The sequence below is a fragment of the Maribacter sp. MJ134 genome (assembly GCF_003970695.1).
In the GTDB taxonomy this organism is placed as follows: Bacteria; Bacteroidota; Bacteroidia; order Flavobacteriales; family Flavobacteriaceae; genus Maribacter.
In genome coordinates, this window is record NZ_CP034570.1 from 1 (window position 1) to 25967 (window position 25967).

The following is a 25967-nucleotide window of genomic DNA, read 5'->3' on the forward strand; positions in this document are numbered from 1 at the left end:
TGTTTGTGATACCAACGCAACGTACTTTCCTTGATGCGTAGATTTCTGCGGATTTCAGAATTTGTAAATGTGGTTTGATTTTGATTAATTAAATACGTCTTGAGACGTTCTAAATGATTTCGGCATGCTCCCGTAAGTGTGTCGCTCTTGCGCAGTAGAATATCAATAATCAGTTCGTTGGCTTCCTGTATATCCTCGATTTCTGTCTCGATGTATTCCTCTCCGGTATCCTTGTCATATTGCCTGTGGCGCTGCCATTGTTTGTAAAAGGTAATGCTTCTATAAACTGTAAATAATGGCTGTTCGTTCTTCTAGGTTTAAAGACCGATTTTGGCAACTCCAAAAATTCAGCGTAAGGATTTATGACTTGATGGGCTTTAGAACCCGTTGCACGTTTTTCAATAATTCTTTGGCATTGTGTTCCTGTTCGCCGTTAACTTTTCCAGCACTAATCAAACGCTGGTAATCCATTATTTTTTATCCTGTATTTCGCTCTCGTCGATGTAGAGTAAAAAACTGCGGTTGCTGTTATCCTCGTAAATACTTTCCTGTGTGGTACAGCCCGCAACACTTACAGGGCCCTCGACGGTCAAGTGTATTGTTTTCGTAGTTCCCTTACTGTCCTTATGGACTACCGTTTTGTGATTCGCTTTTTCGATTGCAGTTCCCGTAATGGGTATAGCACAGATTCCGCACCGTCCAAGTCTTCTATCAAAATCAATTTGTGTTGCAGTTCGGTTCTATTGAAGTAATAAAAAGCGTTTGCGGACAATACAGTTATCTCAACTTTATCCTCTTCCGGTATCAACTCCGATACTTTAGATTGTAAATGTGTTTTTCCCGTTCCGGAACTTCCCAAGCTGATGCAATGCAATGGATTATTTGTCTTTCTGCTCGTGAAGATTAAAAACATGGTCTGCCTGTTGTTCTCTTCCCCGATTACGCCACTTTGCCCAATCAATTTGTTGGTCTTTTTCAATAGGTCTTTAGACTTTAAAAAGTTTCGGCTTCTTTTATCTCTCTCGCAGTAAGTTCTTTATAATTGGGGCAGCAGCCTGCTGTTCTTTTTCCAATAATAAGAATCGATGATTCTCTAGTTCCTTTGTTAAATCTTGCAGGGTTCTTCTTGTTACGCTCGTACCTATCTCCAACCGCTCCGCTATCTTTCGGGTAAATTTTTCCACTTGGTTGTCGTTGTACAAATCCAAGCTGTGGCGCAACACGTTATAGCTTTTGGGTTTCTGTATGCTCATCGTAATTCGCATACTTTCGAGTTTGGTGGTCTTCAGTCCGCCGAGGATATTTACATGTAGGTGCTTTGTATGGTACTTGTAGCTATTGGGATTGGTAGTGTTTAGCATAGCCAGATTATTTTGTTCGATTTTCGATACTCCAAAAATACAATTATATTTCGTTTATCGAACATATATAATTTACTATTTCGACTTTATTGTAGATTAATATCCTTTTTCGCTACTTTTGTAGTGTATAACACTATACACAATACCCTTATAACATTGTAGAGCAAAGGATTGGGGTTTCGCATATAGTGTTTAAATACTACATTACTATGGGTTTAGCGGATAACATCAAAAAATTGAGGGAGGATAAGGGGCTTCGCCAAAAGGAAGTCGCCAATGCCCTTGATATCGGTTATTCCAACTACAACAAAATCGAGAACGGCAACCGTGAGATTTCCGTCAAGGAGTTACAGCGGTTGGCAGCGTTTTTATAATATTAGCGTTGACCAAGTAATTAACCTTGATGGCGAACTGCCCAAAGAAGTGGTCATCGAGGATAAACAGGCACAGGAACAATTAAAGCTGATGCAGGAACTTGACGAGGAAGAACGCTCCATGATCTTCAAGATGATCGATTCCTTCCTGACCAAAAAGAAGTTCAAGGACTTTTTTAATAAAAATGTCGCTTCGCTTTAGAGATAAAAAAACCGCCTCGGTGGCGGTTGTTTCAGATTGATATCTTAACTACTATTCATTGATTTCTTATTTTTTTCATGAATCCAAGGATTATCTATTGGTGGATTATGTGAATATAAAAGTATCTGTCTGTAATTTTTGTTTTCTAAATAAGTTAAATATTTCTACCCTCGTAAAACCATCTAGGATACTCTTCTGAACTTTGTTTAATATTAGCTTTGTAGGGGTAGACGATTGCTGCATATAAACTATCCCCTGAACTTCCTGACAGAACTACCAAATCACAATCACTTCCGCTTTCAAAACTATTTTGGAGTGAACTTTTGTAATCATTATTCGCTTTCTTTATGGTAAGAAAATCTTCATAGCTCTTCCAAGCTTTTTAGTATAGTAACTATACATAACAGAATTCAGTATTTTTCCTGATTCATCCACTCTAAAGCAAATACTTTTTTCAGGATAATCTTTAATTATTCTCTTTTTAAAATTTTCTTGGGTAATTTTAAATGGAGCGCATCCAAAAACATCAAAAACAATAATAAAGCTCCTATTCTATATTTAATTTGCATATCCTCATTTTTAATATTCTATTCTCGGCCCTAAAATCTTCCGTTGGTTAAAGGCATTGGATGGACAGTCTTAATATTACCTCCAAATAGAACTGTATTTATTGTCTGCCCTTGAACGTTAAAGCTTCTTGCTCCATATGTTTGTCTCTGTCCAAAGTTAAAACCTTGAGAATTTAGTTGACCTCTTATTATGTTCATCCTGTCTACTACTGGCCCCGTTCTGACATCTACATTTGTGTCTCCCACAAAATCTCTATTAGCACCACCATCAGCAACATTTGAATGTAGTGATTCATGTATAAAAGTCATACCAAAGCCCATTGTACGATTATCTACTTCTCTTGCACCCCCTATAAACTGATTTGTTATTTGACCTATATCTAAATTTATATTATTTCCTCCAACTTCTGTTTCTCCTAAATCATTTGTAACTCTAGAGCCTCCACTATCTACAATTTGTGCTTTTGCAATATCTGTGGAACTTAAAGCGCCTATAACTGCACCTCTTGCCTCTGAACTACCTAATTGATTTCCGTCACTATCGGTAGCAATTATAGCATTTCCATCATCATCTGTAGTATGAATAAGTTTACCGTTTTTAAGCTCGAATGAAAGTCCAGTAATAGTACTTAAATCTTTTTTTATGTTATCAAGTATACTAGTTCCGTTATCATTGTCATATTCTACTATTTGGGATACATCTATGCTATCTCCTTGTATTTCTCTATAAACCATAGGATTGTTAGCTGTAAAAGAATATGGCGAAATAGGATGATAATTCTCGGCTAACCTATCTATTTTATTAAACCTACCAATTGTAGGATCGTAGTCTCTCCATTGATAAGCTATGGTATTTTTACCTAAATCCTCTTCAAACTCTTCATTCGCATACTTCCATTTTTTAGCCGTGGAATTACCAAGAGAAGATACGTTATTATTGTAGCCTTTTTGCTGTAAGCCGAATGGGTAATGATTGTTTTCTTCCACTATTTCGTTGTCAGAGTCTATGCTGCCGTTGTTATCGGCATCTGTATAGCTAAGTCTTACTGAACCAAGATGGTCAGTATAGTTGTAAATGTACTTATAGCTGCCATTTTCGACCGATACATAACCTTCAGGATGTGGAAAAAATTGAAGAATATCATTTTGATAAACAAATCCTCCATCATACTTAGTTGTATTCAAAGAACCATTATTATTTGTTTTCTTCTCTAGTTTGATACCTAAAGCATCATAAACATAAGTAATAGTCTTTTGACTGCTATTATCAAACTCAACTTGAGTAGGTAGGTTCAGGTGGTTGTATTCAATTGAAGTAATTCCTTTGTTACGGTCAATTTTTAGGTTTCCGTTAATATCGTATTCAAAGTCGTCGTTGGTGTTCGTCCCGTCCTTAAAACCGTGGGCACCGTTTCCACCGTCCGTAACTTTTGTCAGTTTATTACCGTTGTCGTAATCGTAGTCCAGAACGTCCATGTTCGTAAAGTTGGAACTGTTCTGATACCCATTTCTTGTCAGGCTTTGAATATTTCCGTTTTTATCGTACCCGATGTTACTGACGTTATAGTTGTTCGTGTTGTCCGTAGCTGCTATGATTCGGTTGAGTGCATCGTACCTATAACTATAGCAAAATTTTGTAAAGCGGTCGCATATTTTCGGCGGACGCACCTAAAAAAGAAGTTTTTCAGTATGTTCAAGAACGTTGTCTTTAGCTAAGATAAATATAACGTTTTTCAGGTCTTTTTATTGTGGTTTTTCCTACGGATTGGAAGTATCTAACCATTAAGTCCGCGCAGGGCAAGTCCAGTATTTTCGTGCCTCAAAAACCTCTGTACCTGCCCTGCTTCCTTGCAGCCGCATAATGCCCTAGCCCCTGATGTTGCCTACAACACTTTTTCGGTATTTTAATATTGTCGGTCAGCGGTAAAAAAGAGTTGCGAACGGCAACGGGGCAAGGTCATTTTCCAAAGCTATGTTACATAATAGCTTTTATACTTCTCTGGTCAGGCACTATAAAAGTTTATTATGTAAAATATCCGCTCTTGCCGACGCGCACCTTTTCGCAAGCCGCGCACTTCATAGTATTAGTTTTGGTAAGATTTGGGGGATGATGGCTTTTCCTATTGGATAAAGTTCGGGGCGTTTTCCCGAAGCTCGGGGATTTGACAAACAAGGGAGCGTTTTAAAAAAGAACGATTTAGGGGCTGGCGATGCTGCGGAGAATCGGTCTTTTTTAAAATGATAGGCTAGCGACGATTGAGCGTCCCGACCGAGTAAGCTTTTTTTGGTTCGGATTTGAGCTGTGGAAGTGCGGCTATTTTACATAGTTTACATTATAACTTACCGCTTTGGCGCAGCGGTGGATCTGGCGGCGGTATTATAATGCAAATTATGTAACTTAGCTTGGGATGGTTTTTATGGCGGATTTTTTGTTTCGAGCGTTGGCGCAACTGTTTGCAATTGTGAGGCACGAACAACTTGTAAAGTGTTGCTTTGGTTTGGCTACAAAAAATATGACCTAAAAACCATAGAAGTGGTGGCGAGCGGAACAAAACAGAACACAGGAGCTTTTTGCTTTTTCGCAAAAAACTGGGTTCTGTTTTGTGGGGCCTTTTTAGCTTAAAGGGTGGTACTGGTTTATGACCTGTTGTAGTTGCTGTAGATTTTCCTGTACATATTTTTCGGTGGTGCTTATCCTTCTATGCCCTGCCATTATCTGTACTTTTCTAAGGTTGTATTTTGAGAGCCAATTTACGATTACGCTTGCACGTATCTGATGGATATTTTTGACTTTGTGGTTGACCTTTCGCAGTTTTTTTATGATGTTGGCAACGGTATCGGTAAGCCGACCGTTTGTAACGGGGAACAGCTCTTCCCCGTTCGTTCCTTTTCTTCGTGCCAACTCTGGTTGTATTTCATTTATATATTCCAATAGTTCCATGACCTGCCAAGGCATCAAAGGCAGTTCTCTACGACCACCTATTTTACCCGATGGTATATAGACTTTCCCTTTTTTCGGTTGTACATGTTCATTTTGCAATCGTTTCATATCCGTTGTCGATAAACCCTGATAGACCATCAACCCGATCATAACTTTATTGCGTTTGTCGGCAAGTTGTCCGCTTCTTCTCATATCCATATCCGTAGGGTAACTGTAATACAGATCTTCGAGTTCATCGGACGATAGAATATTCTGCAACATCTTTTTGGTCTTGTCGCCCTTGACCAATAATTCGGCAAAAGGGTTTTCGGCGCATTCGCATTTTTCTACAAGAAAATTGAAGTACTGTCTTGTGGCAGCTATCTTGCCGTTGATCGTTCTAATGTTGGTATGCCGTTTTTGCAGATATGCTACATAGCTGACCGCTTTTTTATAATTAAAATGTATCAGGTCTTGTCCTTCCTTTTCCATCCATTCCATAAACTTTTCGGCTTGGAAGGTATATGTCTTGATACTGCTTTTAGTGAACCGTTCTTTTTCAAGATATTTTCTAAAGTCCATCATACTTTTTCTGTTAAATGGGTGTAGAGCTGTGTGGTCTCCAATGAGGAATGACCTAAAAATTGTTGTATGCTTTCCATCGGTGCACCCTGCTCTAAAAGATGTGTGGCAATGCTATGGCGCAACGTATGTGGTGTAATCTTTTTTCTTTTAGTTCACTATTTCCCGTCAGCTTCACAAGGATACCTAAACGGTTACCAAAACTTTGCCGCCCCAATCGTTTGCCCTGCTGTCCGATAAAAAAAGCTTCGCTTTCGTTGGCTTTGTAAAATTCCAACCGTGCATCGTACAGGTAATCTTCCAGTATTTTCAGGTTTCTATAATTGATGGGTACGAACCTTTCTTTATAGTTTTTCCCTTTTCGAACAAAGACCAGTTCCCTATCAAAAAGGATATCCCTTCGGTCAAGGTGTACAGCTTCGTTGACCCGTAGCCCGCAACTGTACAATGCCACCAACATCGCTTTATCCCGTAGGCATACATGACGCATTACATAACTATGTTCGGCAGCTTCAAAGAGTTCCTTTATTTCCTCTTGGGTCAGTACCGTTTGCCAACCTTCCTCTTTTTTGGCTTCCGCTCGTAGATGCACGGGCATAGGTTTTCCATTATGTTTTTTCAGGTATTCATTAAATTTTCGAAGTGCTTGTTGGTGTTGGTTGAGCGCTGCCTTACTAAGTGCGCCGTCCGTCCTTTGGTTGGGTCGTTCTTTCAGATAATCGTAATAGTCTTTTATGGTAGTTGCTGTAATGGCATCTAATTTGTAATGTCCTTTTTCCTCCATGTTGTGGAGGAACTCTTTTAAGCAATTCGGATAACTTTCTTTGGCACTTCTGCTATACCCCAAAATCCCTAACCAGTCTTTAAAGGCAATCAATAATTCTTTGTAGCTTCGATTCTCTAGTTTCAGTTTCTTCATTTTTTTGCCTGTTGGTGCTACCAACTTTTATAGGTCGGTTGCATTTTTCGAGTTGTATTGCGAGTTGTAGTTAACTGACTGATAGTTATTCGATTGACCTCGCAAAAAGTATATTTGCGAGTTGGTTGCGACTTTGCGGGTCGAGAGCCTCGACGGGCAATTGTTATTTTTTGCCTTTTATGCGGTCGATACAGTCTTGCAGGGCTTTGTCTATTTGCTTTCGTAGGTTATCGTATTCGCCCAGGTCAACGATTTCAAAACAATAGCTTTTGGTCTTTGCCTTTTTGATTCTATGGATGTAGTTCTCCGCCAATAATTGTTTGTGATACCAACGCAACGTACTTTCCTTGATGCGTAGATTCCTGCGGATTTCCGAGTTGGTAAAAGTCGTTTGATTGTTATTGATTAGGTAGGTTTTCAAGTTCTCTAAATGGTTTCGGCATGCTCCCGTAAGGGTGTCGCTTTTGCGCAGTAGAATATCGATAATCAATTCGTTGGCTTCCTGTATATCCTCGATTTCTGTTTCGATGTATTCCTCTCCAGTATCTTTGTCATATTGCTTTTCCCGTTGGTACTGTTTGTAAAATGTAATCGCTTCTATGAACTGTAGATAATGTGAGTTTGTCCGTCGGGGTTTAAAGACCGATTTTGGCAGCTCCAAAAATTCAGCATAAGGGTTTATGACTTTGATGGGCTTTAGAACCCGTTGCACGTTTTTCAATAATTCTTTGGCATTGTGTTCCTTTTCGCCATTGACTTTCCCTGCGCTAATCAACCGCTGGTAATCCATTATTTTTTATCCTGTATTTCGCTCTCGTCGATGTAGAGTAAAAAACTACGGTTGCTATTATCTTCGTAAATACTTTCCTGTGTGGTACAGCCCGCAACACTTACAGGGCCCTCGACGGTCAAGTGGATTGTTTTTGTAGTTCCCTTGCTGTCTTTATGGACTACCGTTTTTGTGATACGCTTTTTCGATTGCAGTTCCCGTAAAGGATATAGCACACTTTCCGCTCCGTCCAAGTCTTCTATCAATATCAATTTATGTTGTAGTTCGGTTCTGTTGAAGTAGTAAAATGCGTTTGCGGATAAAACCGTTATCTCAACTTTATCTTCTTCCGGTATCAGTTCTGCTACTTTTGATTGCAGATGTGTTTTTCCCGTTCCGGAACTTCCCAAGCTGATGCAATGCAAAGGATTGTTTGTCTTTCTGCTCGTAAAGATTAAAAACATGGTTTGCCTGTTGTTCTCTTCTCCGATTACGCCACTTTGCCCGATTAATTTGTTGGTCTTTTTCAATAGGTCTTTAGACCTTAAGAAGGTTTCGGCTTCTTTGATTTCACGTGCGCTAAGTTCTTTTCGGTAAGGTGCGTTGGCGGATGCCTCTTTTTCTAACAGAAGGAATCTATAGTTTTCGAGTTCCTTCGTTAAGTCTTGCAGGGTTCTTCTCGTTACGCTCGTACCTATCTCCAACCGCTCCGCTATTTTTCGGGTAAACTTTTCCACTTGGTTGTCGTTGTACAGGTCGAGGCTGTGGCGCAGTACATTGTAGCTTTCGGGCTTTTGTATGCTCATCGTGATGCGCAGACTTTCAAGCTTATTGGTCTTCATTCCCCCGAGGATATTGACCTGCAAGTGTTTCGTGTGGTATTCGTAGCTATTGGGGTTGGTGGTGTTCAGCATAGTTCAAACTATTTTTAGACAATATGACTATTGCAAAACTACTTATTAGATTCCGTATTGACAACTATAAATGTTCGTATTGATTATTATATTGATAAAACTATACGATTTGACTACTTTTGTACTGCACATATATAACATGTGCAATATATGCAGTATGAACATAGCTGAGAACTTAAAGGCGTACAGGGAACAAAAGGGATTGTTGCAGAAGGAAGTGGCCAATGCCGTAGGCGTCCATCCGTCCAACTATTCAAAAATGGAAAAGGGCGAGCGTGATGTCTCCATCGAGGTGGCCGATAAACTGGCAAAATATTTCGGGGTCAGTATTGACGAGCTCGTGCATATGTCGGGCAATGTTCCCGAAGAAGTCAGTATCGTGGATAAATCTGTTTCCGAGCGTATCAACCTGATACAGCAGTTGGAAGAAGAGGATAAAAAAGCCCTGTTCCGTATTATCGATAGCATGCTGACCAAATCAAAGTTCAAGGACTTTTTCAACAAGAACGTGGCGGCACTATAATGCATAAAAAAACCGCCTCGATGGGCGGTTAAGTTTAATCTTTACATTTAGATACTTCTTACAAACAGACCTAAATCATCATCTAGACTATTGAAAAAACTAGGCTTAATCTCTAATGCAACATTTAAGTAATAGTCATTTCCAATTTGGATTGTAACGTATTTGTTAGTTAGGTAGCACCATACATTTTCTCTTAGTATTAATTTCGTTAAAATAATCGCATCATTTAAATTCAGTACTTTTCCTTCCTCTAACGATTTATAGATTTCATCACTTTTATTATCGTAAGGGACGTTATCTATTTTATTTAGAGAATCGTCAAACTTTTCTAAACCAACTACCCTCAAATAGGAGCTTTCTGTTTCATCTAAAATCTTTTTAATTACATTGATATACTTGGCTTCCACATCCAAATAATCATCGACAGTTAATAATTTACCATCATAAATCTTACCGATATCGCTTATCGAAGTCCAATCATCCTTTAGATATTTACCTTCTTCCGTTTTAAATGCTGGGTCGTATTTAGATATTTGGAATTTTGTCATTAATCGCCTATTTTTTGAAAAAGTCCGTCAAATGTACCTAATCTAGTCTTTTTACTGCCCAAATCTCTTAAACTATTAGCCGCTTTCCAAATACCTCCATTATGTCCGTCTACATCAGGTGAAATAAAAAGTTTGCCATTAGAATAGACTTTCTGCCCCCTTGAATATTGACCTTTCACGACTTTAAAACCGCTTGGCACCAAAGCTTCAACTTTCTTTCCAGCCTGTATGAATTTAATGACTTTAGCTCCTTTCGCTAGTTTGGTAAATGGTATTATTGCTAAAACAGCTAAAGCTTTGTCCGAATTACTGTCCCCTAGTGTATATTCGTAATAAACACCTGTTAAACCTGTTGGCTCAATGGTTGCCAGGATTTCAGCAACATCCTTCAGATTTTCATTGGTTGTATCAAGATTTTCTTGCGATTCTTTTAAATATGCTATTGCAGATGCTACATCTTCCTCACTTTGTGCTTCATCAAGCTCATCGCTCGCTGATTTTATATCTAACCCAAATGCGTGAAGTAATGCATTTTTTGCTCGTTTCATCATTTTAGCTACTGGGTTATCATTACAACAATCCCCTTCTCCAGATGAATTTAAACCGTACTCTTTTTGTACCGTATCCCAACTTACCTCATTACCGTCTTCGTCTTCATATCTACCAGCACCCCAATTATAAGTTGGTGCCATCCCATCAGGATCGATAAAGAAAATAGGATTGTCAAAAGCATAATTGTAAGGCGAGTGCCTCCGCATCTGTTCCGCCAGCGGGTCAAGGTTCATCCAACGCCCGATCGCGGGGTCGTAGTTCCTCGCCCCAAAATCATAGGTATCGATGTTAAGACCATTATCGAGTTCCTTGCCGTTGAACTTCCAACGCTTGGCGGCACTGTTGCCATATGGGCTTACGGTCGCCGTGGCACTGCGCATAAGAAGACCGAAGGGGTAATAGTTGTTTTCCTCGATTATCTCGTTCGCAGGGTCGATATTTCCATCATTGTCGGCATCGGTATAACTAAGCCTTACCGAACCTAGGTGGTCAGTATAGTTATAGACATAGTCATATCCGCCTTGTCCATCGGGCGTTACATACCCTTCGGGATGATTGAAAAATTGCAATTGCGCATTCCCGACACCTCCTTCGTAAACATACCCGTTGGCGTAGAGTGTTTCCGTTCCCGTACTGGAAGTCCTTTTCAGTTTCACACCGTAAGCATCGTAAACATATTTGATGTTATCGCTCCCGAAGTTGACTTGTTCGGGCAGGTTCAGATGGTTGTAGGTTATGGAGGTGATTCCCTTGTTACGGTCAATTTTTAAATTTCCGTTAATGTCGTATTCAAAGTCGTCGTTGGTATTTGTACCATCTTTAAAGCCATGTACCTTGTTTCCCGTATCGGCTACTTTCAACAGCTTGTTCCCGCTATCGTAATCATAGTCCAGAATATCCATATCGGTAAACGTCGAACCACCCTGATAGCCGTTTCGATTTAAAGTCTGGATATTACCGTTCTTGTCGTAGGATATGTTACTGACATTATAATCGTTCGTATTGTCAGTAGCGCCTGTAATTCGGTTCAGGGGGTCGTACCTATAACTATAGCAAAATTTTGTAAAGCGGTCGCATATTTTCGGCGGACGCACCTAAAAAAGAAGTTTTTCAGTATGTTCAAGAACGTTGTCTTTAGCTAAGATAAATATAACGTTTTTCAGGTCTTTTTATTGTGGTTTTTCCTACGGATTGGAAGTATCTAACCATTAAGTCCGCGCAGGGCAAGTCCAGTATTTTCGTGCCTCAAAAACCTCTGTACCTGCCCTGCTTCCTTGCAGCCGCATAATGCCCTAGCCCCTGATGTTGCCTACAACACTTTTTCGGTATTTTAATATTGTCGGTCAGCGGTAAAAAAGAGTTGCGAACGGCAACGGGGCAAGGTCATTTTCCAAAGCTATGTTACATAATAGCTTTTATACTTCTCTGGTCAGGCACTATAAAAGTTTATTATGTAAAATATCCGCTCTTGCCGACGCGCACCTTTTCGCAAGCCGCGCACTTCATAGTATTAGTTTTGGTAAGATTTGGGGGATGATGGCTTTTCCTATTGGATAAAGTTCGGGGCGTTTTCCCGAAGCTCGGGGATTTGACAAACAAGGGAGCGTTTTAAAAAAGAACGATTTAGGGGCTGGCGATGCTGCGGAGAATCGGTCTTTTTTAAAATGATAGGCTAGCGACGATTGAGCGTCCCGACCGAGTAAGCTTTTTTTGGTTCGGATTTGAGCTGTGGAAGTGCGGCTATTTTACATAGTTTACATTATAACTTACCGCTTTGGCGCAGCGGTGGATCTGGCGGCGGTATTATAATGCAAATTATGTAACTTAGCTTGGGATGGTTTTTATGGCGGATTTTTTGTTTCGAGCGTTGGCGCAACTGTTTGCAATTGTGAGGCACGAACAACTTGTAAAGTGTTGCTTTGGTTTGGCTACAAAAAATATGACCTAAAAACCATAGAAGTGGTGGCGAGCGGAACAAAACAGAACACAGGAGCTTTTTGCTTTTTCGCAAAAAACTGGGTTCTGTTTTGTGGGGCCTTTTTAGCTTAAAGGGTGGTACTGGTTTATGACCTGTTGTAGTTGCTGTAGATTTTCCTGTACATATTTTTCGGTGGTGCTTATCCTTCTATGCCCTGCCATTATCTGTACTTTTCTAAGGTTGTATTTTGAGAGCCAATTTACGATTACGCTTGCACGTATCTGATGGATATTTTTGACTTTGTGGTTGACCTTTCGCAGTTTTTTTATGATGTTGGCAACGGTATCGGTAAGCCGACCGTTTGTAACGGGGAACAGCTCTTCCCCGTTCGTTCCTTTTCTTCGTGCCAACTCTGGTTGTATTTCATTTATATATTCCAATAGTTCCATGACCTGCCAAGGCATCAAAGGCAGTTCTCTACGACCACCTATTTTACCCGATGGTATATAGACTTTCCCTTTTTTCGGTTGTACATGTTCATTTTGCAATCGTTTCATATCCGTTGTCGATAAACCCTGATAGACCATCAACCCGATCATAACTTTATTGCGTTTGTCGGCAAGTTGTCCGCTTCTTCTCATATCCATATCCGTAGGGTAACTGTAATACAGATCTTCGAGTTCATCGGACGATAGAATATTCTGCAACATCTTTTTGGTCTTGTCGCCCTTGACCAATAATTCGGCAAAAGGGTTTTCGGCGCATTCGCATTTTTCTACAAGAAAATTGAAGTACTGTCTTGTGGCAGCTATCTTGCCGTTGATCGTTCTAATGTTGGTATGCCGTTTTTGCAGATATGCTACATAGCTGACCGCTTTTTTATAATTAAAATGTATCAGGTCTTGTCCTTCCTTTTCCATCCATTCCATAAACTTTTCGGCTTGGAAGGTATATGTCTTGATACTGCTTTTAGTGAACCGTTCTTTTTCAAGATATTTTCTAAAGTCCATCATACTTTTTCTGTTAAATGGGTGTAGAGCTGTGTGGTCTCCAATGAGGAATGACCTAAAAATTGTTGTATGCTTTCCATCGGTGCACCCTGCTCTAAAAGATGTGTGGCAATGCTATGGCGCAACGTATGTGGTGTAATCTTTTTTTCTTTTAGTTCACTATTTCCCGTCAGCTTCACAAGGATACCTAAACGGTTACCAAAACTTTGCCGCCCCAATCGTTTGCCCTGCTGTCCGATAAAAAAAGCTTCGCTTTCGTTGGCTTTGTAAAATTCCAACCGTGCATCGTACAGGTAATCTTCCAGTATTTTCAGGTTTCTATAATTGATGGGTACGAACCTTTCTTTATAGTTTTTCCCTTTTCGAACAAAGACCAGTTCCCTATCAAAAAGGATATCCCTTCGGTCAAGGTGTACAGCTTCGTTGACCCGTAGCCCGCAACTGTACAATGCCACCAACATCGCTTTATCCCGTAGGCATACATGACGCATTACATAACTATGTTCGGCAGCTTCAAAGAGTTCCTTTATTTCCTCTTGGGTCAGTACCGTTTGCCAACCTTCCTCTTTTTTGGCTTCCGCTCGTAGATGCACGGGCATAGGTTTTCCATTATGTTTTTTCAGGTATTCATTAAATTTTCGAAGTGCTTGTTGGTGTTGGTTGAGCGCTGCCTTACTAAGTGCGCCGTCCGTCCTTTGGTTGGGTCGTTCTTTCAGATAATCGTAATAGTCTTTTATGGTAGTTGCTGTAATGGCATCTAATTTGTAATGTCCTTTTTCCTCCATGTTGTGGAGGAACTCTTTTAAGCAATTCGGATAACTTTCTTTGGCACTTCTGCTATACCCCAAAATCCCTAACCAGTCTTTAAAGGCAATCAATAATTCTTTGTAGCTTCGATTCTCTAGTTTCAGTTTCTTCATTTTTTTGCCTGTTGGTGCTACCAACTTTTATAGGTCGGTTGCATTTTTCGAGTTGTATTGCGAGTTGTAGTTAACTGACTGATAGTTATTCGATTGACCTCGCAAAAAGTATATTTGCGAGTTGGTTGCGACTTTGCGGGTCGAGAGCCTCGACGGGCAATTGTTATTTTTTGCCTTTTATGCGGTCGATACAGTCTTGCAGGGCTTTGTCTATTTGCTTTCGTAGGTTATCGTATTCGCCCAGGTCAACGATTTCAAAACAATAGCTTTTGGTCTTTGCCTTTTTGATTCTATGGATGTAGTTCTCCGCCAATAATTGTTTGTGATACCAACGCAACGTACTTTCCTTGATGCGTAGATTCCTGCGGATTTCCGAGTTGGTAAAAGTCGTTTGATTGTTATTGATTAGGTAGGTTTTCAAGTTCTCTAAATGGTTTCGGCATGCTCCCGTAAGGGTGTCGCTTTTGCGCAGTAGAATATCGATAATCAATTCGTTGGCTTCCTGTATATCCTCGATTTCTGTTTCGATGTATTCCTCTCCAGTATCTTTGTCATATTGCTTTTCCCGTTGGTACTGTTTGTAAAATGTAATCGCTTCTATGAACTGTAGATAATGTGAGTTTGTCCGTCGGGGTTTAAAGACCGATTTTGGCAGCTCCAAAAATTCAGCATAAGGGTTTATGACTTTGATGGGCTTTAGAACCCGTTGCACGTTTTTCAATAATTCTTTGGCATTGTGTTCCTTTTCGCCATTGACTTTCCCTGCGCTAATCAACCGCTGGTAATCCATTATTTTTTTATCCTGTATTTCGCTCTCGTCGATGTAGAGTAAAAAACTACGGTTGCTATTATCTTCGTAAATACTTTCCTGTGTGGTACAGCCCGCAACACTTACAGGGCCCTCGACGGTCAAGTGGATTGTTTTTGTAGTTCCCTTGCTGTCTTTATGGACTACCGTTTTTGTGATACGCTTTTTCGATTGCAGTTCCCGTAAAGGATATAGCACACTTTCCGCTCCGTCCAAGTCTTCTATCAATATCAATTTATGTTGTAGTTCGGTTCTGTTGAAGTAGTAAAATGCGTTTGCGGATAAAACCGTTATCTCAACTTTATCTTCTTCCGGTATCAGTTCTGCTACTTTTGATTGCAGATGTGTTTTTCCCGTTCCGGAACTTCCCAAGCTGATGCAATGCAAAGGATTGTTTGTCTTTCTGCTCGTAAAGATTAAAAACATGGTTTGCCTGTTGTTCTCTTCTCCGATTACGCCACTTTGCCCGATTAATTTGTTGGTCTTTTTCAATAGGTCTTTAGACCTTAAGAAGGTTTCGGCTTCTTTGATTTCACGTGCGCTAAGTTCTTTTCGGTAAGGTGCGTTGGCGGATGCCTCTTTTTCTAACAGAAGGAATCTATAGTTTTCGAGTTCCTTCGTTAAGTCTTGCAGGGTTCTTCTCGTTACGCTCGTACCTATCTCCAACCGCTCCGCTATTTTTCGGGTAAACTTTTCCACTTGGTTGTCGTTGTACAGGTCGAGGCTGTGGCGCAGTACATTGTAGCTTTCGGGCTTTTGTATGCTCATCGTGATGCGCAGACTTTCAAGCTTATTGGTCTTCATTCCCCCGAGGATATTGACCTGCAAGTGTTTCGTGTGGTATTCGTAGCTATTGGGGTTGGTGGTGTTCAGCATAGTTCAAACTATTTTTAGACAATATGACTATTGCAAAACTACTTATTAGATTCCGTATTGACAACTATAAATGTTCGTATTGATTATTATATTGATAAAACTATACGATTTGACTACTTTTGTACTGCACATATATAACATGTGCAATATATGCAGTATGAACATAGCTGAGAACTTAAAGGCGTACAGGGAACAAAAGGGATTGTTGCAGAAGGAAGTGGCCAATGCCGTAGGCGTCCATCCGTCCAACTATTCAAAAATGGAAAAGGGCGAGCGTGATGTCTCCATCGAGGTGGCCGATAAACTGGCAAAATATTTCGGGGTCAGTATTGACGAGCTCGTGCATATGTCGGGCAATGTTCCCGAAGAAGTCAGTATCGTGGATAAATCTGTTTCCGAGCGTATCAACCTGATACAGCAGTTGGAAGAAGAGGATAAAAAAGCCCTGTTCCGTATTATCGATAGCATGCTGACCAAATCAAAGTTCAAGGACTTTTTCAACAAGAACGTGGCGGCACTATAATGCATAAAAAAACCGCCTCGATGGGCGGTTAAGTTTAATCTTTACATTTAGATACTTCTTACAAACAGACCTAAATCATCATCTAGACTATTGAAAAAACTAGGCTTAATCTCTAATGCAACATTTAAGTAATAGTCATTTCCAATTTGGATTGTAACGTATTTGTTAGTTAGGTAGCACCATACATTTTCTCTTAGTATTAATTTCGTTAAAATAATCGCATCATTTAAATTCAGTACTTTTCCTTCCTCTAACGATTTATAGATTTCATCACTTTTATTATCGTAAGGGACGTTATCTATTTTATTTAGAGAATCGTCAAACTTTTCTAAACCAACTACCCTCAAATAGGAGCTTTCTGTTTCATCTAAAATCTTTTTAATTACATTGATATACTTGGCTTCCACATCCAAATAATCATCGACAGTTAATAATTTACCATCATAAATCTTACCGATATCGCTTATCGAAGTCCAATCATCCTTTAGATATTTACCTTCTTCCGTTTTAAATGCTGGGTCGTATTTAGATATTTGGAATTTTGTCATTAATCGCCTATTTTTTGAAAAAGTCCGTCAAATGTACCTAATCTAGTCTTTTTACTGCCCAAATCTCTTAAACTATTAGCCGCTTTCCAAATACCTCCATTATGTCCGTCTACATCAGGTGAAATAAAAAGTTTGCCATTAGAATAGACTTTCTGCCCCCTTGAATATTGACCTTTCACGACTTTAAAACCGCTTGGCACCAAAGCTTCAACTTTCTTTCCAGCCTGTATGAATTTAATGACTTTAGCTCCTTTCGCTAGTTTGGTAAATGGTATTATTGCTAAAACAGCTAAAGCTTTGTCCGAATTACTGTCCCCTAGTGTATATTCGTAATAAACACCTGTTAAACCTGTTGGCTCAATGGTTGCCAGGATTTCAGCAACATCCTTCAGATTTTCATTGGTTGTATCAAGATTTTCTTGCGATTCTTTTAAATATGCTATTGCAGATGCTACATCTTCCTCACTTTGTGCTTCATCAAGCTCATCGCTCGCTGATTTTATATCTAACCCAAATGCGTGAAGTAATGCATTTTTTGCTCGTTTCATCATTTTAGCTACTGGGTTATCATTACAACAATCCCCTTCTCCAGATGAATTTAAACCGTACTCTTTTTGTACCGTATCCCAACTTACCTCATTACCGTCTTCGTCTTCATATCTACCAGCACCCCAATTATAAGTTGGTGCCATCCCATCAGGATCGATAAAGAAAATAGGATTGTCAAAAGCATAATTGTAAGGCGAGTGCCTCCGCATCTGTTCCGCCAGCGGGTCAAGGTTCATCCAACGCCCGATCGCGGGGTCGTAGTTCCTCGCCCCAAAATCATAGGTATCGATGTTAAGACCATTATCGAGTTCCTTGCCGTTGAACTTCCAACGCTTGGCGGCACTGTTGCCATATGGGCTTACGGTCGCCGTGGCACTGCGCATAAGAAGACCGAAGGGGTAATAGTTGTTTTCCTCGATTATCTCGTTCGCAGGGTCGATATTTCCATCATTGTCGGCATCGGTATAACTAAGCCTTACCGAACCTAGGTGGTCAGTATAGTTATAGACATAGTCATATCCGCCTTGTCCATCGGGCGTTACATACCCTTCGGGATGATTGAAAAATTGCAATTGCGCATTCCCGACACCTCCTTCGTAAACATACCCGTTGGCGTAGAGTGTTTCCGTTCCCGTACTGGAAGTCCTTTTCAGTTTCACACCGTAAGCATCGTAAACATATTTGATGTTATCGCTCCCGAAGTTGACTTGTTCGGGCAGGTTCAGATGGTTGTAGGTTATGGAGGTGATTCCCTTGTTACGGTCAATTTTTAAATTTCCGTTAATGTCGTATTCAAAGTCGTCGTTGGTATTTGTACCATCTTTAAAGCCATGTACCTTGTTTCCCGTATCGGCTACTTTCAACAGCTTGTTCCCGCTATCGTAATCATAGTCCAGAATATCCATATCGGTAAACGTCGAACCACCCTGATAGCCGTTTCGATTTAAAGTCTGGATATTACCGTTCTTGTCGTAGGATATGTTACTGACATTATAATCGTTCGTATTGTCAGTAGCGCCTGTAATTCGGTTCAGGGGGTCGTAGGAATAGGTAGCAGTTTTACAATAAATGACGGTCCATAGAAATTTGACAGAATTAGTCAGTTCCCTTTCACGCTTCAAGTTTTCTATTTCTTGTTTTAATCTTTCATTTTCCTTTGCCGTCTTCGAGTCCTGACAAGAAAAAATTAAAAAAGCGAAAAAGAAAATTGTTAATTTATTCATTGGTTAGCGTAAAAATTCATAATTGCAAGCAACGGTTGAGCTATGAACAGTACGGTAGCAAACCAGCGTTTGCTTTCCGCCATGCACATAGCGAAATCTTTTGGTTTTCTTTTTTTCTTTGTCCCGCTAAAAAGCAAAATCCAAAAGATTTTGCGGACTTTATAAAAATACGCAAACCCTGCGACTATAACGGAAGCCCGTATTGTTTATAGGTTTTGTTGTGCAACGTATTTTATTCGTAATATTCTATTAGTCTTTCCCAAACCATTCCTAATTCTCCATTTGAACTTCTCCTTTTAGAAGTCCAATTTCCATTTTTGTCATAAACATATTCGAATGATGTTTGGTGTTTTTGTTCGTCTTGTTCGTTGAACCAATTTTGAACTATCATATTATCCATTTCATCATATTCCGACACGAATTTCGTAAAACTTCCATCAGGATTGAATTTGACTTGCAAATTTTCGTTACCGTCTTCATCGTAAGAGTATGTTCTTTTGTCTTTTAGACTACCATCAGGTTTATATCTTAACTGTTCAATTTTTTTGTTGTCAAAATTATATTTGTAAACATATTTCCATCCATTTTCACTTTCTGGTTTTTTAAGCAACATCTCAATGTTATTTCCGTCTTCATCATACTTATTAGATTGGATATTTGTCAGCTTATTTTGCGAATTATATGTTTTAACCTCAATCAAATTATTATTTGAGTCATAATGGCTAGTCCAATAACTTTTTAATTCGTCCAATGAATTTTTCTTAATTGTTTTTTGAGCAACTCCTTCTTCGTTTCTTGTATAAAAAGTTTTTTCGTAGATAGTCCCGTCTTTTTTATATTTTCCGTATTCAATTACCTTTTCATTTTTGTCATAAATCTTATATGAACTAATGTTTGAGTCAAAAAGATTTTCTCGTTTTTTTAATTGTCCATTTTCAGGTTTGTACAAAACTTCTTTTACCATTTTTATTTTAGATTTAAGAGAGTCAGAAGCAGTTTGAGCATTTAGATTTATACCTGAATTTAAAATCAAAAACCCAATTATTATTAAATATTTCATTCGGTTGTTAATATGTTGCACAACGGTTTTGTGTATGATTTCGTTGCGTGTTTAAGCACTAAAGTTAGCAAATACAAACCAAATAGAAAGTCCGCGAGGACTTTCGTAAGTAGGCTATAATTAGCAATGAATTATACACGGTGTGCCTGTTGCACAAGTTAGGAAAAAAACGGGTCGTAATCATTGCCGATCGTGAGATGGATCGTAACTTTAGGTATGCAGGGAAAGAAGGGCTACCAGGAAAAGCTGTTCGCGAGCTTCCAGCTCAGCGAACGTATACCAAAGGACAATTTTTATAGACGCTTAAGAGGTACAATCGATCTGGATTTCCTCTATCGGTTGACCAAGGGATATTATGGGGAGAGCGGCCAGAAGAGCATCGACCCGGTGGTTTTCTTCAAGCTGTGTTTGGTGGGCTATTTGGAGAACATCATCAGCGACCGCAAGCTTATCGACCATTGTTCTATGCGCTTGGACATCCTATTTTTCATTGGCTATGACATCGATGAGGAGCTGCCCTGGCACAGCACCATAAGCAGGACCCGTCAACTGTTCCCGGAGTCCGTTTTCGAGGAGGCGTTCACCAATATTCTGTCCATGTGCGTGGAGAGGGGTATGGTGAGCGGCCATACGCAGGCGATCGATTCGGCCCCTGTAAAGGCGAACGCAAGTATGGATACCTTGGAGCTGAAGGTGCCCGAAGAGGATTTGGAGGAGCATCTGAAAAAGATACGTGCGATCAGTTCAATGGACAGAGAAGGACCCCACCGTAAATCCAAGAACGATAAATCGGATGAAGGTCAACGGGGTATTACTGCGAGCAAGAGGGAACTTGACGCGATAAAGGGCCGTAACAAGAGATGGGCAAAAGACCAGGACCAACGTCCCGGTGCCGGGAACAAGGGGTCGAAATACACGAGCAACAAGACGCATTACAGTCCCACGGATCCCGATGCCAGGATAAGCGTAAAGCCCGGGAAGGCGCGCAAGCTGAACTACCTCTCCCAATTGAGCGTGGACACGGCGCACCACGTGATCACCGACATCAGGGCGTACCATGCCGACGGAAAGGACAATCAACAGCTACAGGATATCGTACCCCGCTTACAAAGAAGGTTATGGCAACAGGGTTTGGTGTTCGAGAACTGTGTGGCCGATACGGGTTATAGTAGCGGTGAGAACTATGCTTTTCTGGAGACCATGGGACTGAAGAGTTTCATTCCGCCCCACGGCACCTACAAGGGCGGTCCCGATGGGTTCGAGTACATCGGGGAACATGACCGTTATCTGTGTCCACAAGGAAAGGTGATCCCTTTCACCAAGGTTTTCAAGGACTACCGTACGGGAACGAAAAAGAAGGAATACAGGGCAAGGAAGCATGTCTGTACCGATTGTCCTATACGTAGCACGTGTCTGGGAAAGAGTGCACAGGAGAAGAAGTTCTCGGTGACCTATTACCGTGAAGAGTACGAACGTAATAACGAAAGGGTCAACAGTCCACAGGGGAGGTACATGAAGGGCAAGCGGCAAAGTACGGTCGAGCCCGTGTTCGGCACGCTCACACAGTTCATGGGGCTGAGGAAGGTAAATACCATCGGCCTTGCACAGGCCAACAAGGTGATGCACCTTTCGGCCATCGCCTATAATTTGAAGAAGTACCTGAAATTCGAACGAAAACGGGTAAAAAGCGGGGCGGGACAGCTTGCTTTGAAGGCATTGGCCAAAAGTGTGCTCCAAAACCTGTTTCAAGCTTCCATGACGCATCGGAATTTGGACTTCCGTTTCTGAGCCGACAAGAAAAAAGCCCCTTAAAGGGACTTGTATTCAATCTGTATTTTGAAAATCACAGGCTTGTGCAACGGTTACCATTGTTAGGCACAGTCTTTTTCGATTTCTTGCTCAATTCCCGAGTATAACGTTTTTCCAACCGCCCAACTTTTCTATCTCTTTTTAGCATGTCGTTTTGGGTCAAATATTGAATAGCTAAAAATATTTGAATATTTCTATCTTTTAAATTCCATTCTTCGGAATGGTCAACTAAGCTTATAGAAATATCATTGATGTTATTGAAGCCCCCGACTATTTCTAGTTTTTCCGCATAGTTTTCTAAGAATCTATTTGATTTACCTAAAGCCTTTACGAAGCTAAGTATAACTGGATTTTGGCTGAAGCAAATCATTTTATGTTCATATTTTGGTTTACTAACTAAAAATGTTGAATTGCAAATCGCCCAGATTTTGTTGAACGTAGAATCCGAGATTTTAGAGTATAATTTTTTCTGTTTTTTCCAACTGATTTTTTTCCGGAGATATTTATATTCCCAGTCATTAAGTTTGGGTAAAGAACTAGTTATGCAACTCCCAAATTTTGTCCTGTCCGTATTTCCACAAAACTCAGATTGGAAAAAGTCCGTAATCAGATTCAAGTCCATAATCTCCGATTCCGAAAAGTATGTTTTCAAGTCCATTTGAGAGCTTTGTCCAAGACAAGTCCCAAATGTCAAAAGCATGAAGTAGAGTAGAGGGAATTTCATTGGTTTAAGATTGTGCCTAACGGTTGAGCTATGAACAGTACGGGAGCAAACTAGCGTTTGCTTTCCGCCACGCACATAGCGAAATCTTTTTGTTTTGTTTTTTCTTTGTCCCTCTAAAAAGCAAAATCCATAAGATTTTGCGGACATCATAAAAATACGCAAACCCTGCGATTAAGCCCGAAGCCCGTATTGTTTATAGGTTGTGTTGTACGCTGTTATTTTTCCGATTCAATTTTCGAAATCCTTTATCGTTTTCCATATTTCTCCGTCTTTTATATGCCATTCAGTTCCGTCAAATCCAGAAAAAATATTGAAATCAGAGCTTTTCTTAATCAAAGTCCCTTTCGAAATTCCCTTTGCTTGCACATACATAGAGTCCGGAAGATTTGCTTTTTCAGACAATGCTTTTAAAACTAGAATCGATTGTTTTTTAAATAATGGGTTTTTTGCGTCCTCCGTGGATTCATATAAGTCCGTTACATAATGTGCGAAAACGACAGAATCCCGCCCTTGGTTAAAAACTCGAGTAGAAAATCCCTTGAATTTCACGCTGTCCTTGTCCGAAACACTAAGCCACATAAAGTCCGACTGTTCCGTTTTTTCATTTTCCACAACTTTTTTTGAATTAGAAGTCTCCTGTCGGCACGCAATAAAAATCAAGAGAAAAGATAGTAGTAGAAGTGGTTTGTTCATATTTTAGAATGTTTTTGTATAATAGCGTACAACGTCGCGTATAATTATAGTTGCGTGGTTAAGAAACTAAAATAGCAAATAAAAACTTGCCAGAGGAAAATCCGCAGGATTTTCCGAGTAAGAAATAACGGAGCAATTATTTTTATACAATGTTGCAAACAGGTTTCTGTATCCTTTAAAAATCCGCAACATTTTTTTTCTTTTTTTTTATGACCTTTTTAGTGTTTGAGTAAGTTCCGCTGTTTTTCTAATTCAGCACTTTCTAAATTCCGATTTACTGATGAGTGATAATCAGTCGTTTTTATACAAAGTCAGACTACGCAAACCATTAATAAATCCGTATTATTTACGTTTCGCTTTTTCTCTTAAATACTTGTTTGCAACGTCGCGTATAAATATAGTTGCGTGGTTAAGAAGCTAAAATAGCAAATAAAACTTGCCAGAGGAAAATCCGCAGGATTTTCCGAGTAAGAAATAACGGAGCAATTATTTTTATACAATGTTGCAAACAGGTTTCTGTATCCTTTAAAAATCCGCAACATTTTTTTTCTTTTTTTTTATGACCTTTTTAGTGTTTGAGTAAGTTCCGCTGTTTTTCTAATTCAGCACTCTTTAAATTCTGATTTACTGATGAGTGATAATCAGTCAATTTTGTATAAAGTCAGACTACGCACACTATTAATAAATCCGTATTATTTACGTTTCGCTTTTTCTCTTAATTACTTGTTTGCAACGTCTCGGCTATGGCAAGTAGGGCAGGCAAGGAAACCTTTCGTTTCCGTCTGCGCGTGTAGCCAGAGCTTTTTGTTTTGTAATTACTTTTATTTTTTTAATTGCCAAATCCAAAAGATTTGGCGGACTCAGTAAAGAAACCCAAGCCCTAAAATTAATCATTATCCGCCCTATTTGCTATAGCCATTGTTGGCGGTAGTTTTTATTTCCTTTTCAAACTTTTGTATAGTGTAATAATTTTCAGCATTATCTGGTAAAAATTTTAAAATCCCTTTTTTTTGAATTTTCAGAGTAATTCCGTTTTCTGTTTTTTCTGCAGTTAATATTGAGTGAAAAAGTTTTCTTGGAATTTCTATTTTTAAAAAGTTTTTAGACTTTTCCAACACCTTTAATTTTATTATTGATTTTTCAGTCAAATCAGTTATTTGATTCCAGTTTTCATCGCTGTTTTCCATATTCAATTTATGCCTCGATTCCAGAAAATCGGTCATTTCCATTCCGTTAAATTTTTCGTAATCAAATAAATTCCAAAAAATAATTCCGAACGCAGTCCCAAACCCCATCATGGTTGGGAAAAACCAATAAAAACTATCGATACCGATTATGAAAGTCCAGATTCCAAATCCAATTGGAAAAAGTATTAAAGTTTTGTATATGAATTTTGTCGTCTTATTTTCCATATTGCTTAAATTACCGCCAACGGCAGTCTGTCTAAAAACCCTGCCGGATTTTTTAAATATAATCGAAAATAATCCTTTTGCCCGTTGGTGGGCCAAAATGTGCGGTTATAATTTTTGGACGGCATTTGGTCCGGAAACGGGCCAACCCCTTTGTTAGGTTGCCCAAAATGGCGGTTAAAGTCAGGTATGCCGGCAAAATGGGCTGATTCCCGATCAGGTTGAGGATCCTCCTGAGGTTGTAGGCGATAAATATGAGTCCCACATCGGCCGAGGCCCTTGCCTTTGTCCTTTTGGTCATTACATGGTCGAACCCCCATTGCCTTTTGATAGTGCCGAAGGGATGCTCTACGATGGCCTGTCTTTTCCTGTACAGATTTTGGTTTTGTGCCACTCGCCGTGCATTTCCGTCGGTATGTTCCTTGAACTCGCTTCGCTGTACGATCTTCCCGTTCTGTTTGGCGGTCGTGCATAGCTCCCGTACAGGGCAGCCTTTGCAGGCGTTCGTTCTATACTGCTTGAAATAATAGTTGCGCCCTTTGTACCGGCTTCCGTTGCTCTTCAGGACATGCCCTTGCGGACAGGTATAGGTGTCTTCCTCCCGGTCATAGGCAAAACGTTCGGCATTGTACGCTGGATCGGGTGCCTGTGACGCCCTTCCGATTCCGGGAACGGCCACTAGGGTATCGATGCCCAGGTCGTCGGCTATCTTGAACTCGCTCCCGGTATGGTACCCCTTGTCGTAGAGTGCGGTAAAGCGGTCGGTCCGCAGGATGGTCTTGGCCCGCCGCAGCATGTTCCCCATGGCCTTGGTGTCGTTGTCGCCCGTCAGGCGGTAATCGATGGGTATACAATGTTCGGAGTCCACGGTGGCCTGTAGGTTATAGGCGACCTCGGTAATGTTGTTGCGCACTATCATGTGGCGGCTCTCCGGATCGGAGGTGGAGATCTGTTCCTGTCCGGATTCCCTTAGCTCCCTCTCCAATTTTCTGTACCCTTCCCTTCTTTTGCCGTGTCGGTCGATATCGTCCTTTATACTTTCCTTGTCCCCGTCGCCTTTTTCGAGCTGCCCTTGGTACTCTTCCAGTTTTTTGTCGATGTAGGCGATATGGCGGTCTATCTTCTTTTGGTTGTAGTTGTTCTTCTTGCTGTTCTGGGCGCGCAGTTTGGTACTGTCACCGGCGATCAACGTGGCACCGATAAGGCCGAAGTTGCGTGCGATCTCGACGGTGGCGCGGAAGACCCTTTTGATGGCCCTGGGGTTGTCCTTCCTGAAATTGCTTATGGTGTTATGGTCGGGGGCAAGGCCCTCGAGCAGCCACATGACCTCGATGTTCCGCCTGCACTCCTTTTCGAGCTGCCTGCTCGAACGAAGCTTGTTCATGTAGCCATAGATATAGAGCTTGAGCAAAGTGGCGGGCCGGTACGCCGGCCTGCCGTTTTCAGGGAAATGTACCTTGAACCCCAGTTTTTCCATATCCAGGCCGTTCACGAACGTATCCACGGCCCTTACGGTATTTTCGTTGTCTATGGCGTCCTCCAGGGATATGGGAAAGAGGGAGGACTGCCTACGGTCTTTTCCTTCTATGTACTTCATATCCTTAAATTACGACCCTATGTGCCGAAGGTCAAGATCCCGGCCTAAAAGTAATCAACAGGGTTAT

At 40.4% G+C, this 25967-nt stretch carries 26 protein-coding genes; 5 read left to right on the forward strand and 21 right to left on the reverse strand.

The features are described 5' to 3' along the window. Positions 1–470: 470 nt before the first annotated feature. The 3 genes from EJ994_RS17695 to EJ994_RS00010 are packed head-to-tail and all read right to left on the reverse strand — an operon-like array spanning position 471 to position 1361. A complete protein-coding gene (locus EJ994_RS17695) occupies positions 471–593 on the reverse strand; it encodes a hypothetical protein (RefSeq protein WP_262707423.1) in 123 nt (40 codons plus the stop codon). Between the two features lie 38 nt (positions 594–631). Then, positions 632–979: a hypothetical protein gene (locus EJ994_RS00005; protein ID WP_126590649.1), complete on the reverse strand. Its 348-nt coding sequence runs from the start codon at positions 977–979 to the stop codon at positions 632–634. 34 nt (positions 980–1013) lie between these two features. Beyond that, positions 1014–1361: a hypothetical protein gene (locus tag EJ994_RS00010; RefSeq protein ID WP_126590650.1), complete on the reverse strand. Its 348-nt coding sequence runs from the start codon at positions 1359–1361 to the stop codon at positions 1014–1016. Positions 1362–1570: 209 nt separating this feature from the next. Here EJ994_RS00010 and EJ994_RS17560 point away from each other — a divergent pair, with 209 nt between their 5' ends. Then, a complete protein-coding gene (locus tag EJ994_RS17560) occupies positions 1571–1735 on the forward strand; it encodes a helix-turn-helix domain-containing protein (RefSeq protein ID WP_241240817.1) in 165 nt (54 codons plus the stop codon). Beyond that, on the forward strand, positions 1689–1937 hold the full coding sequence (locus tag EJ994_RS00015; protein ID WP_241240818.1) for an XRE family transcriptional regulator: 249 nt from the start codon (positions 1689–1691) through the stop codon (positions 1935–1937). The genes EJ994_RS17560 and EJ994_RS00015 overlap by 47 nt, the downstream gene beginning before the upstream one ends. A 599-nt stretch (positions 1938–2536) precedes the next feature. On the opposite strand, the gene EJ994_RS00020 is transcribed toward EJ994_RS00015, so the two are convergent. The 6 genes from EJ994_RS00020 to EJ994_RS00045 form a co-directional block, all read right to left on the reverse strand. Next, complete coding sequence (locus EJ994_RS00020; RefSeq protein ID WP_126590652.1) at positions 2537–4174, reverse strand: RHS repeat domain-containing protein; 1638 nt, start codon at positions 4172–4174, stop codon at positions 2537–2539. Between the two features lie 946 nt (positions 4175–5120). Further along, positions 5121–6011, reverse strand: a complete 891-nt coding sequence (locus EJ994_RS00025) for a tyrosine-type recombinase/integrase (protein WP_126590653.1) — start codon at positions 6009–6011, stop codon at positions 5121–5123. Further along, positions 6008–6088: a hypothetical protein gene (locus EJ994_RS17770; RefSeq protein WP_410504188.1), complete on the reverse strand. Its 81-nt coding sequence runs from the start codon at positions 6086–6088 to the stop codon at positions 6008–6010. Before EJ994_RS17770 ends, EJ994_RS00025 begins: the two co-directional genes overlap by 4 nt. 14 nt (positions 6089–6102) lie before the next feature. Then, entirely contained in the window at positions 6103–6927 is an 825-nt protein-coding gene (locus EJ994_RS00035) for a tyrosine-type recombinase/integrase (protein ID WP_126590654.1), read from the reverse strand. Positions 6928–7090: 163 nt separating this feature from the next. After that, positions 7091–7717 carry a hypothetical protein gene (locus tag EJ994_RS00040; RefSeq protein ID WP_126590655.1) on the reverse strand — a complete coding sequence of 209 codons (627 nt, stop codon included), beginning with the start codon at positions 7715–7717 and terminating at the stop codon, positions 7091–7093. Further along, positions 7717–8610: a hypothetical protein gene (locus EJ994_RS00045; protein ID WP_126590656.1), complete on the reverse strand. Its 894-nt coding sequence runs from the start codon at positions 8608–8610 to the stop codon at positions 7717–7719. Before EJ994_RS00045 ends, EJ994_RS00040 begins: the two co-directional genes overlap by 1 nt. Positions 8611–8767: 157 nt before the next feature. Between EJ994_RS00045 and EJ994_RS00050 the strand changes: the two genes are divergently transcribed. Then, complete coding sequence (locus tag EJ994_RS00050) at positions 8768–9133, forward strand: helix-turn-helix domain-containing protein (RefSeq protein ID WP_126590657.1); 366 nt, start codon at positions 8768–8770, stop codon at positions 9131–9133. A 47-nt stretch (positions 9134–9180) separates the two neighbouring features. Here the strand turns inward: EJ994_RS00050 and EJ994_RS00055 are convergent, their stop codons facing one another. The 5 genes from EJ994_RS00055 to EJ994_RS00075 form a co-directional block, all read right to left on the reverse strand. Beyond that, positions 9181–9681, reverse strand: a complete 501-nt coding sequence (locus tag EJ994_RS00055; RefSeq protein WP_126590658.1) for a hypothetical protein — start codon at positions 9679–9681, stop codon at positions 9181–9183. Then, positions 9681–11327, reverse strand: coding sequence for a toxin C-terminal domain-containing protein (locus tag EJ994_RS00060; protein WP_126590659.1), 1647 nt, complete (start codon positions 11325–11327; stop codon positions 9681–9683). The genes EJ994_RS00055 and EJ994_RS00060 overlap by 1 nt, the downstream gene beginning before the upstream one ends. Positions 11328–12273: 946 nt before the next feature. Then, positions 12274–13164: a tyrosine-type recombinase/integrase gene (locus tag EJ994_RS00065; protein ID WP_126590653.1), complete on the reverse strand. Its 891-nt coding sequence runs from the start codon at positions 13162–13164 to the stop codon at positions 12274–12276. After that, entirely contained in the window at positions 13161–14081 is a 921-nt protein-coding gene (locus tag EJ994_RS00070; RefSeq protein WP_126590660.1) for a tyrosine-type recombinase/integrase, read from the reverse strand. The genes EJ994_RS00065 and EJ994_RS00070 overlap by 4 nt, the downstream gene beginning before the upstream one ends. A gap of 163 nt (positions 14082–14244) precedes the next feature. Beyond that, positions 14245–15765: a hypothetical protein gene (locus EJ994_RS00075; RefSeq protein ID WP_126590661.1), complete on the reverse strand. Its 1521-nt coding sequence runs from the start codon at positions 15763–15765 to the stop codon at positions 14245–14247. Positions 15766–15922: 157 nt separating this feature from the next. Here EJ994_RS00075 and EJ994_RS00080 point away from each other — a divergent pair, with 157 nt between their 5' ends. Next, a complete protein-coding gene (locus EJ994_RS00080; RefSeq protein WP_126590657.1) occupies positions 15923–16288 on the forward strand; it encodes a helix-turn-helix domain-containing protein in 366 nt (121 codons plus the stop codon). 47 nt (positions 16289–16335) lie between these two features. On the opposite strand, the gene EJ994_RS00085 is transcribed toward EJ994_RS00080, so the two are convergent. From EJ994_RS00085 to EJ994_RS00095, 3 genes are all read right to left on the reverse strand, one after another. Then, positions 16336–16836, reverse strand: coding sequence for a hypothetical protein (locus EJ994_RS00085; RefSeq protein WP_126590658.1), 501 nt, complete (start codon positions 16834–16836; stop codon positions 16336–16338). Continuing rightward, complete coding sequence (locus EJ994_RS00090; protein ID WP_126590662.1) at positions 16836–18608, reverse strand: toxin C-terminal domain-containing protein; 1773 nt, start codon at positions 18606–18608, stop codon at positions 16836–16838. Before EJ994_RS00090 ends, EJ994_RS00085 begins: the two co-directional genes overlap by 1 nt. A gap of 232 nt (positions 18609–18840) precedes the next feature. Then, positions 18841–19668 (reverse strand): hypothetical protein, encoded by an 828-nt coding sequence (locus EJ994_RS00095; RefSeq protein WP_126590663.1) that lies wholly within the window; start codon positions 19666–19668, stop codon positions 18841–18843. Between the two features lie 216 nt (positions 19669–19884). Between EJ994_RS00095 and EJ994_RS00100 the strand changes: the two genes are divergently transcribed. Then, positions 19885–21456 carry an IS1182 family transposase gene (locus EJ994_RS00100; RefSeq protein WP_126590664.1) on the forward strand — a complete coding sequence of 524 codons (1572 nt, stop codon included), beginning with the start codon at positions 19885–19887 and terminating at the stop codon, positions 21454–21456. 55 nt (positions 21457–21511) lie between these two features. Here EJ994_RS00100 and EJ994_RS00105 read toward each other — a convergent pair whose 3' ends face one another. From EJ994_RS00105 to EJ994_RS00120, 4 genes are all read right to left on the reverse strand, one after another. Then, positions 21512–22363, reverse strand: a complete 852-nt coding sequence (locus tag EJ994_RS00105; RefSeq protein ID WP_126590665.1) for a hypothetical protein — start codon at positions 22361–22363, stop codon at positions 21512–21514. Positions 22364–22429: 66 nt separating this feature from the next. Continuing rightward, on the reverse strand, positions 22430–22894 hold the full coding sequence (locus EJ994_RS00110) for a hypothetical protein (RefSeq protein ID WP_126590666.1): 465 nt from the start codon (positions 22892–22894) through the stop codon (positions 22430–22432). A 902-nt stretch (positions 22895–23796) separates the two neighbouring features. After that, on the reverse strand, positions 23797–24402 hold the full coding sequence (locus EJ994_RS00115; RefSeq protein WP_126590667.1) for a hypothetical protein: 606 nt from the start codon (positions 24400–24402) through the stop codon (positions 23797–23799). Beyond that, complete coding sequence (locus EJ994_RS00120; RefSeq protein WP_126590668.1) at positions 24359–25900, reverse strand: IS1182 family transposase; 1542 nt, start codon at positions 25898–25900, stop codon at positions 24359–24361. The genes EJ994_RS00115 and EJ994_RS00120 overlap by 44 nt, the downstream gene beginning before the upstream one ends. Between the last annotated feature and the right edge of the window lie 67 nt (positions 25901–25967).